General features: G+C 31.1%; 13 protein-coding genes. 5 read left to right on the top strand and 8 right to left on the bottom strand.

Going from position 1 to position 18214, the window contains the following annotated elements; translation table 11 throughout:
• Positions 1–193 precede the first annotated feature (193 nt).
• Complete coding sequence (locus ACFQ1U_RS04920) at positions 194–2575, top strand: GAF domain-containing protein (protein ID WP_386105930.1); 2382 nt, start codon at positions 194–196, stop codon at positions 2573–2575.
• On the opposite strand, the gene ACFQ1U_RS04915 is transcribed toward ACFQ1U_RS04920, so the two are convergent.
• Positions 2576–3811: a Pycsar system effector family protein gene (locus ACFQ1U_RS04915; protein WP_386105928.1), complete on the bottom strand. Its 1236-nt coding sequence runs from the start codon at positions 3809–3811 to the stop codon at positions 2576–2578.
• A 90-nt stretch (positions 3812–3901) separates the two neighbouring features.
• On the opposite strand from ACFQ1U_RS04915, the gene ACFQ1U_RS04910 reads away from it, so the two are divergent.
• From ACFQ1U_RS04910 to ACFQ1U_RS04900, 3 genes are read left to right on the top strand one after another with little or no spacing between them, the layout of a single operon-like run.
• Positions 3902–5452 carry a protein adenylyltransferase SelO gene (locus ACFQ1U_RS04910; RefSeq protein WP_386105926.1) on the top strand — a complete coding sequence of 517 codons (1551 nt, stop codon included), beginning with the start codon at positions 3902–3904 and terminating at the stop codon, positions 5450–5452.
• Positions 5453–5473: 21 nt separating this feature from the next.
• Positions 5474–9139, top strand: coding sequence for a metallophosphoesterase (locus ACFQ1U_RS04905; RefSeq protein ID WP_386105924.1), 3666 nt, complete (start codon positions 5474–5476; stop codon positions 9137–9139).
• 3 nt (positions 9140–9142) lie between these two features.
• On the top strand, positions 9143–9511 hold the full coding sequence (locus ACFQ1U_RS04900) for a DUF423 domain-containing protein (RefSeq protein ID WP_386105922.1): 369 nt from the start codon (positions 9143–9145) through the stop codon (positions 9509–9511).
• Here ACFQ1U_RS04900 and ACFQ1U_RS04895 read toward each other — a convergent pair.
• The 7 genes from ACFQ1U_RS04895 to ACFQ1U_RS04865 form a co-directional block, all read right to left on the bottom strand.
• Complete coding sequence (locus tag ACFQ1U_RS04895; RefSeq protein ID WP_386105921.1) at positions 9504–10352, bottom strand: hypothetical protein; 849 nt, start codon at positions 10350–10352, stop codon at positions 9504–9506. The genes ACFQ1U_RS04900 and ACFQ1U_RS04895 overlap by 8 nt on opposite strands.
• Before the next feature lie 67 nt (positions 10353–10419).
• Entirely contained in the window at positions 10420–12126 is a 1707-nt protein-coding gene (locus tag ACFQ1U_RS04890; protein WP_386105919.1) for an alkaline phosphatase D family protein, read from the bottom strand.
• Between the two features lie 85 nt (positions 12127–12211).
• Complete coding sequence (locus tag ACFQ1U_RS04885; protein ID WP_449343023.1) at positions 12212–13039, bottom strand: TPM domain-containing protein; 828 nt, start codon at positions 13037–13039, stop codon at positions 12212–12214.
• The gene (locus ACFQ1U_RS04880; RefSeq protein WP_386105915.1) at positions 13020–13457 is read right to left on the bottom strand and encodes a TPM domain-containing protein; all 438 of its coding nucleotides are present in this window, start codon (positions 13455–13457) and stop codon (positions 13020–13022) included. Before ACFQ1U_RS04880 ends, ACFQ1U_RS04885 begins: the two co-directional genes overlap by 20 nt.
• A gap of 2 nt (positions 13458–13459) precedes the next feature.
• Complete coding sequence (locus tag ACFQ1U_RS04875; RefSeq protein WP_386105913.1) at positions 13460–14068, bottom strand: LemA family protein; 609 nt, start codon at positions 14066–14068, stop codon at positions 13460–13462.
• Positions 14069–14085: 17 nt separating this feature from the next.
• A complete protein-coding gene (locus ACFQ1U_RS04870; RefSeq protein ID WP_386105911.1) occupies positions 14086–14415 on the bottom strand; it encodes a MerR family transcriptional regulator in 330 nt (109 codons plus the stop codon).
• 26 nt (positions 14416–14441) lie between these two features.
• On the bottom strand, positions 14442–15410 hold the full coding sequence (locus ACFQ1U_RS04865; protein WP_386105909.1) for a M23 family metallopeptidase: 969 nt from the start codon (positions 15408–15410) through the stop codon (positions 14442–14444).
• A 153-nt stretch (positions 15411–15563) separates the two neighbouring features.
• On the opposite strand from ACFQ1U_RS04865, the gene alaS reads away from it, so the two are divergent.
• A complete protein-coding gene (gene alaS, locus ACFQ1U_RS04860; RefSeq protein WP_386105907.1) occupies positions 15564–18179 on the top strand; it encodes an alanine--tRNA ligase in 2616 nt (871 codons plus the stop codon).
• Positions 18180–18214: the final 35 nt, after the last annotated feature.

The raw sequence follows: 18214 nt of genomic DNA, 5'->3' as shown, positions 1-18214 counted from the left end.
CTTTTTCTTGCGTAAACTGTTATTCATAAAATAAGTCTTATTGGTGTAAACTTATTTTAGGACGGGACAGCTTAGGAAAAAAAGGCGAAATTAAAAGCTATCGCTTTTAATAGAACTTCATTGTAAGTTTTCACCTCTATACACGACTTTAACTAGTAATTAGTTATTTTTGTAACATGTATAGGGGTGAAATATGAATAAAAAAATACTATTTAATGAGCAAAAATCCGAATTACCTTTACAACTAAACGTTAGTTTTAAAAAGGTATATGATTTATTTGTTCAATTTTCTTCGGATGACAACAAACAACATCCTTTTTATACTTCTGCTTTAACTATAAAAAAAGAAATTGAAAAATATCCTTTTTTAGTAGATGGCTTTTCTGATTTTTCATTGCTTAAAAAACATGAAGACATCATAAACCTACTTTTAGACCCATTATTTCCAGAATTATTACAAACTAATGAAATAAAAGCAGCTAGTATCCCCTTTTCTTTTGAATCATTTAAATTCACAAAACGTTTTCAAGACATTTTAAATAATGCTGGTGATTCTTACGAATTTAGCATAAGAAATTTTCCAGAAGACATGTTTTACATTCAAGCATGTTCATTCATACTTAACTTTTATTACGGATTTAAGGTTGACTTAAAACGTCCTTTTTATTTTGACATACCAGACACCTCAACTGGTTTAATTAAACATTATAGAGTTGCTTTTAATGGAGATTTTTCTGACATTACTAAAACAGAAAATGCTCCAGAAATAACACAACAAGATTACCATGAATTACTTAACAACTTTGACAATATTGCTATTTGGAAAGAGAAATTCCCTCCTAACAGCTATATTTTTAAAGGTTTTGGAATCATAAACTTATTTGATGTTACTGCGGACGAAAGTATTGCTGGTATTCGATCTGAACTTTTAAAACCAGAAAACGATTTTACAACCAGAATAGAGAAACGATTACAAGACTTTTTTGAAATTCCTGATTTACGTGTAGGACTTTCTGTGTACGACTTTTCTCAAAACAGTATTGAAAATATATCTATTAAAAAGAACGAAAGTTTAATTATACCTAAAAATGACGATTTTGTTTGTAACAATTTCTTCTGTGATTACATTGCTAAAAAAGCTTTTTTAGACAATGAAACCATTGCTATTTCTAGCGTTGAAAAATATGGAGAAAACAATCATAAAAACGGACTATATCAACAATTAATTAAAGAAAATATAGGAAGTATTTTAATCATTCCTATTTTATCATCTAACAAAAGAGATATGGTTTTAATAGAAATTGCATCTCATAGACCTTATGAACTAAATTCTATTAATCAACATAAATTAACAGATATTATTCCCGCCTTTCAAATTGCAGTTGAAAGAAGTAGTGCAGAGTTTGCCAATGCGCTTGAAGCGTTAATTCAAGAAAATTACACTTCTATTCATCCAACTGTAAAGTGGAGATTTTTAGCTGCTGCTGAGAACTATCAAAAACAACTTTTTAAAACCAAAGAAGATGTTAAGGTAGAAGATATTGTTTTTAATGAAGTATATCCTCTTTATGGTCAATCAGATATTAAAGGTTCTTCTGAAGCAAGAAACCAGGCCATACAAGAAGATTTAACCACTCAGCTTAACTTAGCTATTTCTGTATTAAAGCAGGCATGTGAAACAGAAAAACTTCCTATTTATAATGAGTTAATGTTTCGAGTAGATGAATATCTTTCTCACGTTAAACTAGGTTTAAATGCTGGTGATGAAATAGATATTTTATCCTTTTTAAAAAGAGAAATATATCCAGTTTTTAATCATATTCAAAATATCAATAGTGAACTAAAAAAGCTTGTTGATGTATATATGAATCGATTAGATCCAAAACTACAGGTGGTTTATGAAAAACGTAAAGCTTATGAAAATAGTGTTACGGTTTTAAACAACAAACTAACTGGCTTTATAGACAAAAAACAGAAAGAAGCTCAAGAAATGTTTCCTCATTATTTTGAACGTTATAAAACTGATGGTGTTGAATACAACATGTACATTGGGCAATCTTTAGTAAACAATAAAAAATTTAACGAGTTACATTTATATAATTTAAAACTATGGCAACTTCAATTAATGTATGATCTCGAAAATTTAGCACTCAATGCTACTCATGAAATGGAACATCAATTACGTGTAGCTTCCTTAATTTTAGTTCATAGTAATCCATTAGCTATTAAGTATAGAATGGATGAAAAAAAGTTTGACGTAGATGGTGCTTACAACATTCGATATGAGATTATTAAAAAAAGAATAGACAAAGCACATATAAGAGGAACCAACGAAAGACTTACTGTTCCGGGTAAAATAGCTATTGTTTATTCTCAAGACAAAGATGCCTTAGAGTATGTTAAATACATAAAATATTTACAATCCAAAAATCAATTAGGTACCTTAGAATTTTTAGAATTAGAAGATTTACAAGGAGTTTCTGGTTTAAAAGCCTTGCGAGTTGAGGTTATTTACAACCAAAGTAATAAGGATAAAACCATAACTTTAGATGAGTTAATGAGCGAGTTTAAATAATTATACACCTGCAAAAGCTGTTTGAGCAGCTTCTACAGGATGTAAACCTTGTGTATAAAAGGCAATTGCAAAAGCCAATACACTTACAATAATACCAATCATAAAAACAACGTAAGTAGCTCTTAATAAATTATATTTTCTGTTTAAAACTAACCCTAAAAAATATAAATCTTTAGTTAAAGAACCGTACAAATAATCTCTGTCTTTCATCATTTCATCCATAGCCCATTCAAACTCTGGTAAACTCATTTTGTGAAAATTTCCGAAGAATATTAAATTCACTTTCTTATTTGCTACATCTTCTTTAGTAAACTCGCCTTTAGTTACATTAGGCTTAGTTGCTAAAATAGATAATATGATTGACGCTACCGTAAATAAAATAAAAATAAGGGATGGAACTATTAAATAACTATTTGAAGGATTATCTAGCTTTGGCAACAATGTTGATAACGCCATAGAAATTATTATCGCGTTTACCGAAAGTAAAATATTTGCTTTTGTATCAGCTATATCACTTAAAGTAATATGGTTACGCAACGCTACCCTAAACATAGTTTCAATACCTCTTTCTGGCAGTTCTATCTTTTCTTTTTTTAACTGAAGCTCTTCCTTTTTTAAAGATGCTTTCTTTTTATCTTTCTTTATTTTCTTTTCAGCTTTTAATAACCGAGCAATGTTTTTAGCCTTCTGTTTTTCCCATTTTTTAATAGCAACATCAGAATAAAACTTATGTCCGTTTGTCAAAAAATGAATATTTCCAGCAATCCAATCTAAGTCAGAAATTTTTGCACCTGATAGTAATTCGGTTTCTTTGTGTAATAATTCTGAAAACTCTTGATAATTTTTACTCCCTAAATGAGAACAATCAGCATCATTCAATAATTTATCTACAATATTTTCGGCTTCCACAGCCATTTTTGTTGAAAGTATAGCAGATGAAATCTCTTTTATCATCTCAGAGCTTACTCCTTCTTTGGCTAAAAATTCTTTTGCTATTGCAACACTTTCTTCTTCATGGTTAGTCGTATTTTTGGTATAACCAACATCATGTAACCAAGCTGCTAAAAGTAATTTTTCAGTATCAACTTCATTTAATTGTATTTCTTCAGCTAATTCTTTTGCTTTTTCTACAACTCTTAGAGTGTGAGATGTATTATGATATACTAACTTTGCATTAGCATTTTTATAAAATAGTTGTAAAACGAAATTTTCAGTTTTTTCAACAAGAGTATTCATAAATAAGTACTTTAGTAAGTAAAAATAGTAAACTTTGCTTGCAAACAACAAGCTTTGTAAGTTTAAAACCAATTTGTCGGCTAATTATAAATGAAATTACATATCCACAATACATTTAGCAAACAACTTCCTGCAGATAAAATTCATGATAATTATCGAAGGCAAGTTTTAGATGCTTGTTTTTCATACGTAACTCCTAAACAACCATCTAATCCTCAACGTATTCATATTGCTAATGATTTAGCTAATAAGCTAGGGTTTTCAGAAAATGATATGCTGTCTGAAGATTTTTTAAATATTTTTAGTGGAAAAACAACCTATCCTAATACGCATCCTTACGCTATGTGTTATGGAGGTCATCAGTTTGGGCAATGGGCCGGACAATTAGGTGATGGTAGAGCTATTAATTTGTTTGAAACTAATCACAATAATCAACAATGGGTTTTTCAGCTAAAAGGAGCTGGAGAAACACCTTATTCTCGTTCTGCTGATGGTTTAGCTGTTTTAAGATCATCTGTCCGAGAGCATTTATGTAGTGAAGCCATGCATTATTTAGGTGTACCTACAACCAGGTCTCTTTCTTTATGCTTAAACGGTGATGAGGTTTTAAGAGATATAATGTATAACGGAAATGCAGCCCATGAAAAAGGAGCAATTGTTTGCAGGGTAGCACCAAGCTTTATTAGGTTTGGAAATTTTGAAATATTAGCTGCAAGAGAAAATCATAAAACTTTAGAACAACTTGCTAATTATACTATTTCAAATTTTTATCCTGAAATTTCTTCAAAAGGCCCTCAAAAATATTTAGACTTTCTTTCAAAAGTTAAAGAAAAAACTATTGATATGATTGTGCACTGGCAACGTGTAGGGTTTGTTCATGGAGTTATGAATACAGACAACATGTCTATTCTAGGACTAACCATTGATTATGGTCCATACGGCTGGTTAGAAGGGTTTGATTATAATTGGACTCCCAATACTACAGATGCTCAAAATAAAAGATACAGATTCGGAAACCAACCCTACATTGGTTTATGGAATTTATATAAACTAGCCAATGCATTATATCCTTTAGTTAATAAGGCTGATTCATTACAAGAGATATTAGATTCTTATGAACTAGAATACTTACATAAATATGAAAGTATGATGCACCGTAAGCTTGGTTTACAAACTACAAATAAAGCCTTTATTGCTGATACCGAAAAAATACTTCAACTTACAGAAACTGATTACACTATATTTTTTAGAAATTTAGCAAATATTGAAGAAAATGATACGCCAAAAAGCGCCTTTAATAAAATTACTGATGCTTTTTACCACCTTAAAAATGATGAAATCATCAAAAAATGGATACAATGGTTTGAGAAGTATTTATTACTATTAAAACATAATAGCTTTTCTGACATAGAAAGAAAAGAACAAATGAATACTATAAATCCTAAATACGTATTACGTAACTACATGGCACAATTAGCCATAGATAAAGCTAACAACAAAGATTTTAGTTTAATCAATGATTTTTATGAGCTATTAAAAAAACCATATGATGAACAACCCAATTATAACAAATGGTTTGTAAAAAGACCCGAATGGGCACGAAATAAAATTGGCTGCTCTATGCTGTCTTGTAGCTCTTAATTACATAACTTATTTTAGTAAATGAAACTAATAAAAATACTTTCTCTATTAATAATCGTTACTACATTAATACAATGTGCGAGTTATAAAGCTAAATATAGTAATCCACAAAAAAAACATGCAGTAACTAGCAGTAAAAAGCCAGTACATACTTTTTATTTAATAGGAGATGCTGGTAATGCTAATATGGGTGAAACTTTGCCTTCGTTAAATTATTTCACCAAAGAAATTAAAAGTGCATCAAAAAATAGCACCACTTTATTTTTAGGAGATAATGTATATCCAGTTGGTATTTACCCTAAAAACCATCCAAAATACGAACTATCTAAATACCGACTTTTACTTCAAGCCAATACTGTAAAAGAATATAAAGGGAAACCAATTTTTATTCCTGGAAATCATGATTGGTACAATGGTATTGATGGCTTAAAAAGACAAGAAAAACTAGTAGAAAAAGCGCTTGGAAAAAACACTTTTTTACCAGAGGGCGGCTGTGGATTGAAAAAAGTTTCTATCAACGAACATGTTGTTTTAATTGTAATAGATAGCGAATGGTATATTACCAATTGGGACGGTAAACCTAAAATGAACGACAATTGTGATATAAAAACACGTGAACACTTTCTTGAAGAGCTTTCTGGTTACTTTAAAAAAAATAGGGATAAAAACATTGTTGTTGCTTTACATCACCCACTGTACTCTAATGGTCCGCATGGAAGTAGTTTTTCTGTAAAAGACCATTTAAAACCGGTACCCGTTTTAGGCACTTTAAAAAATATTATTAGAGCCCATGCTGGTATTCAAACAGATAATTTTAACAAAAGTTATGCGCAATTTGTTAAAGAAATAGAAAAAATAGCAGAGGATTTTAAAAGTCAAACAGTTTTTGTTTCTGGTCATGAGCATAATTTACAATACATAGAAAAAAACGGATTTAAACAAGTAGTTAGTGGTTCTGGGTCTAAAAAATCTGCTGCTCTTATTGGTTACGGGGCTCAATTTACTTATGGAAACAGTGGGTATGCAAAGCTTCATTTTTATAATGACGGATCTGCTGTATTAGCTTATTATGCGGCAAATAACAAAGATGAAAATCAATTGTTATTCAGTAAACAAATTATCAAGCCCAAAAAAGTAAAAGTGTTTGATAATTTTCCAGAATACAACCTTCACAAACAACAAATTACCACTACTATTTATGATTCTACCGAAACTAAAGTAAGTAAGCTTCATCAATTAATGTGGGGTAAATTAAACAGAGACATTTACGGCGAAGAAATTACAGTTCCTGTATTGGAGCTTGATAAAGTATTTGGTGGCCTACAACCTGTTAGAAAAGGCGGAGGCAACCAAACAAATTCTTTACGCCTACAAAATAAAAAAGGTAAAGAATATGTTTTGCGATCTATGCAAAAAGATGCCTCAAGAATTATGGGAGGTATTTTAAAAGGTACTTTTTTAGTTGATGTAGTTAAAGATATTTTCACCATGTCTCATCCATACGCCGCTTTTGTTGTTCCATCTATGGCAACTGCGGTAAATGTATACCACACTAATCCTAAATTATACTACGTTCCTAAACAGCCAGCTTTAGCGGAATTTAACGAAAGCTTTGGAGGTGGCTTGTATTTACTTGAAGAAAGACCTGACGGAAATAGAGAGGACATTAATTCTTTTGGAAATTCTAAGAAAATCATTAGCACCTATGATGTTTTAGATAAAATTAGAAAAAATGAAAAACACTATATTGATCAAAAATGGGTTATCCGTTCGCGATTGTTTGACATGACGATTGGCGACTGGGATAGACATGAAGATCAATGGAGGTGGGCTTCTTTTGAAACAGCGGATAAAAAAACAATGTATCGTCCAATCCCGAGAGATAGAGATCAACCTTTTTCTAGATTTGACGGAATTATTATTCCTATTTTCAAACAATTTGTTCCTATTGTTAGAAACATGCAATCGTTAAATAACGATATCCAAAATATTGAATGGTATAACAACTACGCCCGCTTTTTTGACGCCGAATTTACCAATCAGTTAACACTTAACGATTGGCTGACAGAAGTTTCTTTTATTCAGAAAAATTTAACCGATGAGGTTATAGAAAAATCAATTAAACAATTACCTAAAAATATTTTTGACGTTAACGGACAAGATATTATCAACAAACTAAAATCTAGGCGAGATAATTTAGCCAACATAGCTAAAAAATATTATAAAAAACAAGCGAAAATTGTTCAAGTAATAGGTACTGACAAAGATGACAAATTTGTAGTTAAAAGAATCGATGATAACCAAACTAGTGTTCAAGTATATCGACTAAAAAAGAAAAAGGAAATCATTATTTATGACCGAATTTTTAAAACCCATGAAACTAAAGAGATTCATTTGTATGGTTTAAACGGAGATGATGAATTTAACATAAGCGGTAATGTTAGTAAAGGAATTACAGTTAGATTAATTGGCGGCCAAAACCACGATGTTTATTCTGATGAATCTACTGTTAACGGATGGAGTAAAAAAACAAAAATTTATGATTTCATTTCTAAGAAAAACACACTCAAAGTTGGTAACGAAACTGCTGACTTAAGAACTAACAGCTACTATAAAAACACCTACAACCATAAAGACATTCAAAACAATACAACTGTTGTTTTCCCTACAATTGGTAGTAATCCAGATGACGGATTATTTTTAGGTGCAAATATTGAATATACACGTCATGGATTTAAAAAATTACCGTTTAGCAGCCAACATAACTTTACAGCTAATTTTTATTCTAGTACCTCTGGTTATGATTTTGAATATTCAGGTGAATTTACTGAGGTTATAAGTAATTGGAGTTTGTTGCTAAAAGGAAAAATTACTAGTGATAATTATTCTTTTAACTTTTTTGGGTGGGGTAATGAATCAAAATATAATAGGGATATAAATTTAGATTTTTACAGAGTAAAAAAAGAAGAAGTTAGCTTTTCTTCTTCTTTATTAAAAAGATTTCGAGGGGGAAGTTTAATAAGAGCTACCTCAACTTTTGAAGCAATTGAAATAGAAGACACCCCTGGCAGAAACATTAATAGTTTTAATAATCAACCCACTAATATTTTTGACACAAATTACTTTATAGGAGCAGAATTATTTTTTAATCATAATAGGGTTGACAATAATAGTTTTCCTACCAAAGGAATGAATTTTAAATTGTTAGGAGGCGCTAAAATGAATTTAGAGAATTCAACAAGATATTTTGGTTATCTACAATCGTCTTTAGCTATATATCAAAATTTAATTCCTAATAGAAGTATTGTTTTTGCATCTGAAATAGGTACTCATGTTAATTTTAAAAACCGTTTTGAAATTTATCATGCAGCTAGTATTGGTGGTGATCGTAACCTTCGTGGTTTTAGACAAAATAGATTTACGGGCACGGAAAGTTTTTACCACTCTAACGATATTCGCTATAAACTTGCTAACTTTAAAATATTCATCCCTGTTAAGTTTGGCGTTACAACTGGGTTTGATTACGGAAAAGTTTGGAGCCCATATTCACCATATTCAGATAAATGGCATCATAATTATGGTGGATCTGTTTGGTTAAGCGGTGTTGATATGTTCACTGCTAATTTATCTATTTTTAACAGTAATGAAGGAAGCAGAATAGCTTTTGGATTTGGATTTAATTTTTAAAATATGTCACAACAAATTATATTATTTTTTGCATGCTTATACGGTTTATTAGCAGTCATTTTTGGGGCTTTTGGAGCACATGCACTTAAAAAAGTATTAAACACAGATCAGTTAAAATCTTTTGAAACAGGGGTAAAATATCAAATGTATCATGCGCTTGTTTTACTGTTTGTGGGAAGCTATTTTTCCACTACACAAAACAGTATAGCTTACTGTTTTATTATTGGTATATTTTTATTTTCATTCAGTATTTATGGTTTGGTAATATCGGATGCTAAAGGAAAAAAAATGAAGTTTTTAGGACCAATTACACCAATAGGTGGCTTGTTTTTAGTTATTGGTTGGTTATTACTACTTTTAAAATTTATTTAATAACAAACTCAAATAAATTACCGCCACTACCATGTTCTCTTTCATCTGTAATGTAGAGAGTCTGATTATCTTTAAAACATATTCCTTCTTTTTGAGAAGTATGTTTTAATGGTATTTTTTTAAGTGTTCCATTTAAAAAATCATCCTTTTTAAAATTAGAAAATAATAAAACAGAATTATGCGTTAAAAGGGCTACCTCATTTTTATTTGGTGATAAGGTGGCTCCTGTTATCCAACACTGTAAATCATTACAATTATTAAATGATGATATAAAAGTAGCTATATGATTCCCTTTTTTTGCTGGTATTTTATATAGGCTTGTTTTTCCGAAATCACCTTTTACTCTACTTTTAGTGAAAATGTAGAGATAATTATTGAAATAAATTAGAGCTTCGGCATCAAAATATCTTTCAGATTTCTTGGGTGGAAATTTATGCTGCTCAGCAAATGAAAATTTAATTTTCTCAACCGCTACTTTGTCATTAGTGAGTATATCATTGTTGGCAATTTTAAGAATTACTAAATTTTTACGTTCACTATTATTATTACCAAAATCAGCTATATATAAATTCCCTTGTTCATCAGTGCTAATGTCTTCCCAATCATTATTCTTTGCCTTTACATTTACAGTTCTCTCTATTTTACCTTGAGTATTTACTCCGTAAATTTCACTTTTATTTCCACCATCATTGTGCATCCAAATTAAATCAGATCCTTTAATCATAACATTCCCAGAAACCTCTTTTAATTTTTTAGGCAATTTTACCCGCTTTTTAAAAACCGTATGCTGTGAACAATTTAGTGTGAAAGCTGCTATTAATAACAATCCGAACTTTTTCATAAATGTAAAGTTACTAAAAAAAGCCTCTGAAAAACAGAGGCTTCAAAAAACAACACAACATTACAATTTAAATAGTAATACTATTTTTTAATTGAGTACTAAAAGTTGTTTCTGTAACAGAATCAACATAATACCAATCTGTTTTAATTTCACCAGCGTTAACAGTTAACTTCATATAACCTCTTTCTGATGCATTTAAATATTCTAAGTCATTAATTAATACTTGTAAAGCTTGCTCTAATTCAGCAGTATTATCTAACCCTAAATACCTTTCTAAACCAGGTGATGAAACAGAACTTGTTGCAACCTCTACGCCAACTGTAACTCCTGAATTTGTTGTTAAATTACTATACCAAGCATTGTGGGTATCTCCTGCTAATACAACTACATTTTTATTCTCAAAACCCGTTAAAATTTCTTCTCTTTCCATGTAATAACCATCCCAAGCATCTAAATTATATGGAGCTACATTGTTAACTCTAGCTAATTCTTCAGTAGTTACTGTTGGATCACCTTGAGCAACTCTAAGTTTTATAGCTACTAAGGATGTTATTGTATTTTGAAACGCTGCAAATGTTTCTGGTGACGCAGATCCATTAGCTCCTATTTCACTCAATAGCAAACCTAACAAGTTTAGTAACTCTACGGGCATCATCATTTTACCCATTAACACCTGTTGACCAATAATTTGCCAATTAGCATTAGAACCACTCACCTGATTCATTAACCAATTTTTTTGTTGTTGCCCAAGCATAGATCTGGAAGTGTCTAATAAATCTGTTTGAAATGCCTGAAAATTTATTCCTTGAGCAGTAGTATAATCTGCATATGCTAACTGTTTATCTCTACCAATAATTCTGGTATCTAGCATAATTAAATCTATTAAATTACCTATTTTTAAGTTTCTATAAATAATAGCATTATCGGCAATATTAGTTGTATTAGGTAAATATTCGCTATAAACTTGAAGTGCTACTTGTTTTCTTACACCATAATCTCCTTCGTTATCTTGGTGATTTTCTGCACCATCAACATAAGCATCATTGGTAATTTCATGATCATCCCAAACACAAATAAATGGTTTTCTTCTATGTAATTCTTTCAATTGATCATCTGATCTATATTGACGGTAACGTGCTCTATAATCGTCCATAGATATAATTTCACCAGCCGGAACAGGAGTTCTAAATGAGCCGTAAGTATCTGGACCATATTCATAAATATAATCACCTAAATGAACAACTACATCTGCATCTGAATTAGCAATAGCTTGATACACGTTAAAATATCCATACGCATAATTAGCACAAGAAGCTACCGCTAATTTTGCTTCAGCTATATTTTCAGCAAAAGTTAGTGTTTCCCCTATTGGAGATACATCTTCATTCGTTATTTGTACAAAACGATAATATAGTTTTAAACCAGCTTCAAGATCTTTTACCTCAATAGCTATGGTATAATCTCGAGAAGCATCTGTAGTTACCTCACCTTCTCTTATAACTTCTGTAAAGTTACTATCTGTTGCTAACTGCCATACTAACTGAACGGAAGCTGCTGAAGATTCGTAACGAGTCCAGATGATAACTTGATTGTTCGTTGGGTCGAAACTAGCAACTCCTTGGTTAAAATTGTTTTCTATTAAGTTTGGGGGTATTTGTATTGCAAAATCTTCGTTGTCACTACTACAACTAATAATATTTGGCGCAAGTACAATTCCGCCAGCAACAAATAATGAATTTTTAAGAAAGTTTCTTCTCTTTATATTGGTAGACATAATAAGGATTGTTAATGAATTGCATAGTTAACTTCCTTATATTTCTAAATAGTTATATAAAGTTTACAATAAACTTATTAAATTGTTACCAACTACCTCCAGCTCCACCACCGCTGAAGCCTCCGCCACCAAAGCCTCCGCCAAAACCGCCGCTAAATCCTCCTGAAGAACCTCCAAAGCTTCCACCATCAAAACTACCGCCTCTACCTGAGCTACTTAAAATAATAGTTTCTAAAATATCTCTAGAGTCTGAACGCCTGTAATTTCGTTTTCCTCCACCTTTATTTCCTTTATTTCCAATAGAAATTAGAATAAATATTATGACAACAATTATAATAAAGATGATAAAACTAAAACCTGGTTTTTTTGTTTCTTTTCTACTTCCTTTATACTCGCCATTTAAAACTTTAAAAATAGCATTTGTACCAGCTTCTAATCCGCCATAAAAATCGCCTCTTTTAAATTGCGGAATAATATAATTCCTAGTAATTTCACCTGTGATTCCTGCAGTTAGTTTGTGCTCAACTCCGTAGCCTGGAGAAATCCATATTTTTCTATCATCTTTAGCTAATAATATAAAAACACCGTTATCTTCTTTTGCTTGACCAATTCCCCATTTATGTGCCCATCGTGGAGTTAAAACCCCAATACTTTCTCCATTTGTTGAACCAATAATTCCAACTACAATTTGTGTAGAAGTAGTATCAGAATACTTAATTAACTTTGTTTCTAAAGTTGTTTTTTGAGTATTCGAAAGTAAGTTTATATAGTCGTAAACACTTGATTGTTCTTTGGGTTTTTCAGGAACTTTATATCCTTGTGAAAAAGTTATTTGAACAAAAAATAACGTAGTTAAAACAACTAAAAAATGAGTTATTTTTTTCAAAACTTTTTTATCCTTTTGATATTTCATTAGACAATTCATCTACATCGTTGGTATGCCAAGGAAAATGAACTTTTAATTCTTCTCCAGCTTTTAAAATTCCTGCTACAATTCCTTGTTTAAAATTTCCTTTTTTGAAATGACTTAGCATCGTATTTTTTGTGCTGTCCCAAAAATTATTGGGCACCACTTTATTAATACCTTCATCTCCATAAATCACAAATTGATGATCTTCAACAGCTATGTAAATTAACACAGCATTTTTTTGTTGAGTTTCAAACATTTTTAACTCATCAAACACTTGTAATGTACGTTTAAAGGCATCGTTTTTACACGATGCCTCTATATGAACTCTAATTTCACCTGAAGTATTTAGCTCTGCCATTTTAATAGCTTCAACAATTTTTTGCTCTTCTTCTTTTGAAAGAAAATCTTCTACTTTAGACATTATTATTTTTTTGAACCAAAATCAAAATTAACATCTGGTGCTTTTTCAGCTCCTTCTTCTGCTTTAAAATATGGCTTTCCTTCAAAACCAAACCATCCTGCTAATATTGAATTTGGAAAGATTTTTACGTGATTATTATAAGGTTTAATAGCTTCATTAAAACGAGTTCTTACCGTTAATATTTGATTTTCAGTACTCGCTAATTCGTCTTGTAATTTCAAGAAGTTCTGATTTGTTTTTAAATCAGGATAACGCTCAACAGTTACTAATAAACTCTTTAATGCACCGCTTAAACCACCTTGTACTTTATTAAACTGCGCTAATTGTTCTGGAGTTATCTTTGAAGGATCGATATTCATTGATGTAGCCTTGGCTCTTGCATTAATAACTTCTGTTAGTGTTGATTTTTCAAAATCAGCAGCTCCTTGTACAGTTTTTACTAAGTTACCTATTAAATCGCCTCTTCTTTGATAAGCTGTTTCAACATTTCCCCAAGATTCTGCAATATTTTCGTTTAATTTTACAGCGGTATTTTTAAATTCCACCACCCATTTAAATACTGCAAATACTATAATTCCTACAACTATTAAAGGAAGTAAACCTTTCTTCATAATCTTTCTTTTTAAATTTATAACTGATTTTTTATCTTGATTAATTCGGCTTTCACCGCTTCTAATCTACTAATTATTTCGTGATTGCCAATAACCTTATTAGGATTTTGCTTTAACTTTTGTTTTGCTCCATCTAAGGTAAAACCGCGTTCTTTTACCAAATTGTAAATCAATTTAAAATTCTCAATATCCTCTGGTGTAAAAAGACGATTGCCTTTGGCGTTTTTTTTGGGCTTTATAATATCAAACTCACCCTCCCAAAAACGAATAAGAGAAGCATTAACACCAAAAGCGTTAGCTACTTCTCCTATTTTGTAATAATTTTTTTCCGGTAAATCTATGTGCATAAAAGCTTTTAATGGCAATTTACAAATTAATCATAAGATTGTCTTTGTTCTTGTGATGCTTTTTGCATTGCTGTAAACTCTTCTGGTGATAAATCTCCGTAGTAGTAATAAATTGGATTCACAGGGCGCCCATTTTTATGAACCTCATAATGAAGGTGAGGAGCTGCAGATCGTCCTGTATTACCAACATAGCCTATTAAATCTCCTCTTTTAACTTTTTGACCTCTCTTGGCAACCATTTTACTCATATGAGCATAAATTGTTTCATAACCATACCCGTGATCAATATAAATTACATTTCCGAATGTAGAGCTTCTTGCAGATCTTATTACAGTACCATTACCAGAGGCATAAATTGGTGTACCTGTTGGCGCAGTAAAATCCATACCTTTATGCATTTTCCATGATTTTAAAATTGGATGCATACGCATTCCAAAACCAGAAGCCATTCTTTTTAAATCTTGATTTTTTAAAGGTTGAATTGCGGGAATTGAAGCTAACATTTTTTCTTTTTCTTTGGCCAAATTCACAATTTCATCCAAAGATTTAGACTGTACTACAATTTGTTTAGATAAAATATCTATGTCTTTAGTTAAATTGATAATCATTTTACTGTTATCAAAACCTTCTAACTTTTTATACTTATTCACACCACCAAAACCAGCTTTTCTTTGTTCATCTGGAATAGGGTTTGCTTCAAAATAAGTTCTGTATATGTAATTATCACGCTCTTGAAGATCAGCTAACACATTTGAACTTTCTTCAATACGCTTGTTTAACAATTCATATTGTAGCTTTAAATTCTCTAACTCTCTATTTTGAGCTCTTTCTTTAGGTGATACAATAAATTGATCTAAAACAATAAATCCTATTAACCCAGATAATGCAAACGCTAGTGTAAATACCACCGTATTCTTAAACTTATCACGTTTTCTTACCTCTATTTTTCTGTAAGAAAGTGTATCAGGGTCATAATAATATTTTACTTTTGCCATACGACTAATTATACTATTTTTGTGGTTTTTGAGGGGGCTTTTTCAACAAAAAATAGCCTAAAACAACTCACAAATTTACAAAATGTTTTAAAACTTTATTTTTTTAGGGTTTTAATTAAATTAATTTTAACAATATTCTAGTACGAGTAACGCATGAAATCTCAAGAAATTAGATCAAAGTTTTTAGATTTTTACAATTCTAAACAGCACTTAATTGTGCCTTCTGCACCAATGGTGTTAAAAAACGACCCAACCTTAATGTTTACAAACTCTGGTATGGCTCCGTTTAAAGAATATTTTTTGGGAAATGCCGCCCCTAAAAGTACTAGAATTGCCGATAGCCAAAAATGTTTACGTGTTTCTGGTAAACATAACGACCTAGAAGAAGTTGGTTATGATACTTACCACCATACCATGTTTGAAATGTTAGGAAACTGGAGTTTTGGAGATTACTTTAAAAAAGAAGCAATTGCCTGGGCTTGGGAATTACTAACAGAAGTATATAAAATACCTAAAGATATTTTATACGTAACTGTTTTTGAAGGTGATAAAGAAGATGGAACTTCAATGGATACGGAAGCTTATGACCTTTGGAAAGCTCACATATCTGAAGATCGTATTCTAAAAGGTAATAAAAAAGATAACTTCTGGGAAATGGGTGATCAAGGACCATGTGGACCTTGTTCTGAAATACATGTAGATATTCGTTCGGCAGAAGAAAAAGCAAAAATTGATGGTAAATCTTTAGTAAATGAAGATCATCCTCAAGTTGTTGAAATATGGAACTTAGTTTTCATGCAGTACAACCGTAAGGCATCAGGAGCTTTAGAAGAGCTTCCTGCTAAACACATTGATACAGGTATGGGATTTGAACGTTTATGTATGGTATTACAAAACGTACAATCTAATTATGATACTGATGTTTTTACGCCGTTAATACGAGAAATTGAGACTATCTCTGGAGTAGCTTACGGAAACAACGAGAAAATAGACGTTGCTATTCGTGTAATTGCAGATCATGTAAGAGCCGTAGCTTTTGCAATTGCTGATGGTCAATTACCAAGCAATAATGGAGCTGGATATGTTATTAGAAGAATTTTACGCCGCGCAATTCGTTATGGTTTTACCTTCTTAAATCAAAAAGATCCGTTTATTTTTAAGCTAGCAGAAACTTTATCTCATCAAATGGGTGATGCTTTTCCTGAAATAAAAAAGCAATTTACCTTAGTTCATAATGTAATTAAAGAAGAAGAAGCATCGTTCTTAAGAACTTTAGATCAAGGGTTATTATTGTTAGATAAGGTAATTGAAGAAACTAAAGACAAAGAAATAGCTGGTAAAAAAGCATTTGAATTATATGATACTTATGGTTTTCCTTTAGATTTAACCCAATTAATAGCTCGTGAAAAAGGCTATACGGTTAATGAGGATGAATTTGCATCTGAAATGGAAAAACAAAAAAACAGATCTCGTTCTGCGTCTGCAAGTGAAACTGGAGATTGGATAATTTTAGACGATAATTCAACAGAAGAGTTTATAGGGTATGACACTTTAAAATCAGACATAAAGGTAACTAGATATAGAAAAGTAACTAGTAAAAAAGGTGGCGATCAATATCAATTAGTATTCAATAAAACACCTTTTTACCCAGAAGGTGGAGGACAAGTTGGAGACAAAGGTTATATTGAAACAAATAATGGTGATGTTATCCATGTTTTAGATACCAAGAAAGAAAATAACGTTATCATTCATTTTACTAAAAACCTTCCAAAAAACATAGAGGATACTTTTACTGCTGTTGTAAACGAAGAATACAGAAACTTATCTGCAAGTAATCATACTGCTACTCATCTTTTACACCAAGCATTACGTACTATTTTAGGTACACATGTTGAGCAAAAGGGATCTTTAGTAAATCCTGATTATTTGCGTTTTGATTTTTCACATTTTTCTAAAGTAGAAGCAGATCAACTAGAAGAAATTGAAGCATTTGTTAATGCAAGAATAAAAGAAAACCTTCCGTTAATTGAAAAAAGAGCTATTCCTATGCAACAAGCTATAGAGGAAGGAGCAATTGCTTTATTTGGCGAAAAATACGGTGATGATGTAAGAGCTATAAAGTTTGGAAAATCTATGGAACTTTGTGGTGGTACGCATGTACAACAAACAGGAGATATTTGGTATTTCAAAATTAAATCTGAAGGAGCTGTTGCTGCTGGAATCAGAAGAATTGAAGCCATAACTAATGTAGCTGTTGGTAATTATTTTGAAGAGGTAGAGAAAAACTACACAGAGGTTAAACAGCTACTAAAAAACCCTAAAGACCTAATAAAATCTGTAAGTAATTTACAAGATGAAAATACAGCTTTGAAAAAACAAGTTGAACAATTGTTAAAAGACAAAGCTAAAAACATGAAAGGCGAACTTAAAAATCAACTTCAGGAAATTAATGGAGTTAATTATTTAGCTACTAAAGTCGATTTAGACCCTAATAGCATTAAAAACCTTTTGTTTGAATTAGGTGGTGAAGTAGATAATCTTTTTGTTTTATTTGCCACAGCACCAACAAAAGAAAAAGCTATGCTAACTTGTTACATATCTAAAGATTTGGCAAATGAACGTGGTTATGATGCTGGTAAAGTGGTAAGAGAACTAGGTAAATTCATTCATGGTGGTGGTGGTGGACAAAACTTTTTCGCTACTGCCGGAGGAAAAAACCCTGGAGGAATTCCTAAAGTACTGGACAAAGCAAAAGAATATATATCGTAAACTAAAAATCCCAAACATGTTTGTTTGGGATTTTT

The organism is Tenacibaculum geojense (assembly GCF_042676005.1).
GTDB lineage: Bacteria > Bacteroidota > Bacteroidia > Flavobacteriales > Flavobacteriaceae > Polaribacter > Polaribacter geojense.
Note: the sequence above shows the minus strand (reverse complement) of the source record. Positions and strands in the feature narration are given on the sequence as shown.

Bases quoted from the DNA above. Each gene is read 5' to 3' on its own strand.
- ACFQ1U_RS04865 (WP_386105909.1), bottom strand. From the start codon at position 15,410: ATGGCAAAAGTAAAATATTATTATGACCCTGATACACTTTCTTACAGA.
- ACFQ1U_RS04895 (WP_386105921.1), bottom strand. From the start codon at position 10,352: ATGAAAAAGTTCGGATTGTTATTAATAGCAGCTTTCACACTAAATTGT.
- ACFQ1U_RS04880 (WP_386105915.1), bottom strand. From the start codon at position 13,457: ATGTCTAAAGTAGAAGATTTTCTTTCAAAAGAAGAAGAGCAAAAAATT.
- ACFQ1U_RS04910 (WP_386105926.1), top strand. From the start codon at position 3,902: ATGAAATTACATATCCACAATACATTTAGCAAACAACTTCCTGCAGAT.
- ACFQ1U_RS04870 (WP_386105911.1), bottom strand. From the start codon at position 14,415: ATGCACATAGATTTACCGGAAAAAAATTATTACAAAATAGGAGAAGTA.
- ACFQ1U_RS04900 (WP_386105922.1), top strand. From the start codon at position 9,143: ATGTCACAACAAATTATATTATTTTTTGCATGCTTATACGGTTTATTA.
- ACFQ1U_RS04915 (WP_386105928.1), bottom strand. From the start codon at position 3,811: ATGAATACTCTTGTTGAAAAAACTGAAAATTTCGTTTTACAACTATTT.
- ACFQ1U_RS04905 (WP_386105924.1), top strand. From the start codon at position 5,474: ATGAAACTAATAAAAATACTTTCTCTATTAATAATCGTTACTACATTA.
- ACFQ1U_RS04890 (WP_386105919.1), bottom strand. From the start codon at position 12,126: ATGTCTACCAATATAAAGAGAAGAAACTTTCTTAAAAATTCATTATTT.
- ACFQ1U_RS04875 (WP_386105913.1), bottom strand. From the start codon at position 14,068: ATGAAGAAAGGTTTACTTCCTTTAATAGTTGTAGGAATTATAGTATTT.
- ACFQ1U_RS04920 (WP_386105930.1), top strand. From the start codon at position 194: ATGAATAAAAAAATACTATTTAATGAGCAAAAATCCGAATTACCTTTA.
- alaS (WP_386105907.1), top strand. From the start codon at position 15,564: ATGAAATCTCAAGAAATTAGATCAAAGTTTTTAGATTTTTACAATTCT.
- ACFQ1U_RS04885 (WP_449343023.1), bottom strand. From the start codon at position 13,039: ATGAAATATCAAAAGGATAAAAAAGTTTTGAAAAAAATAACTCATTTT.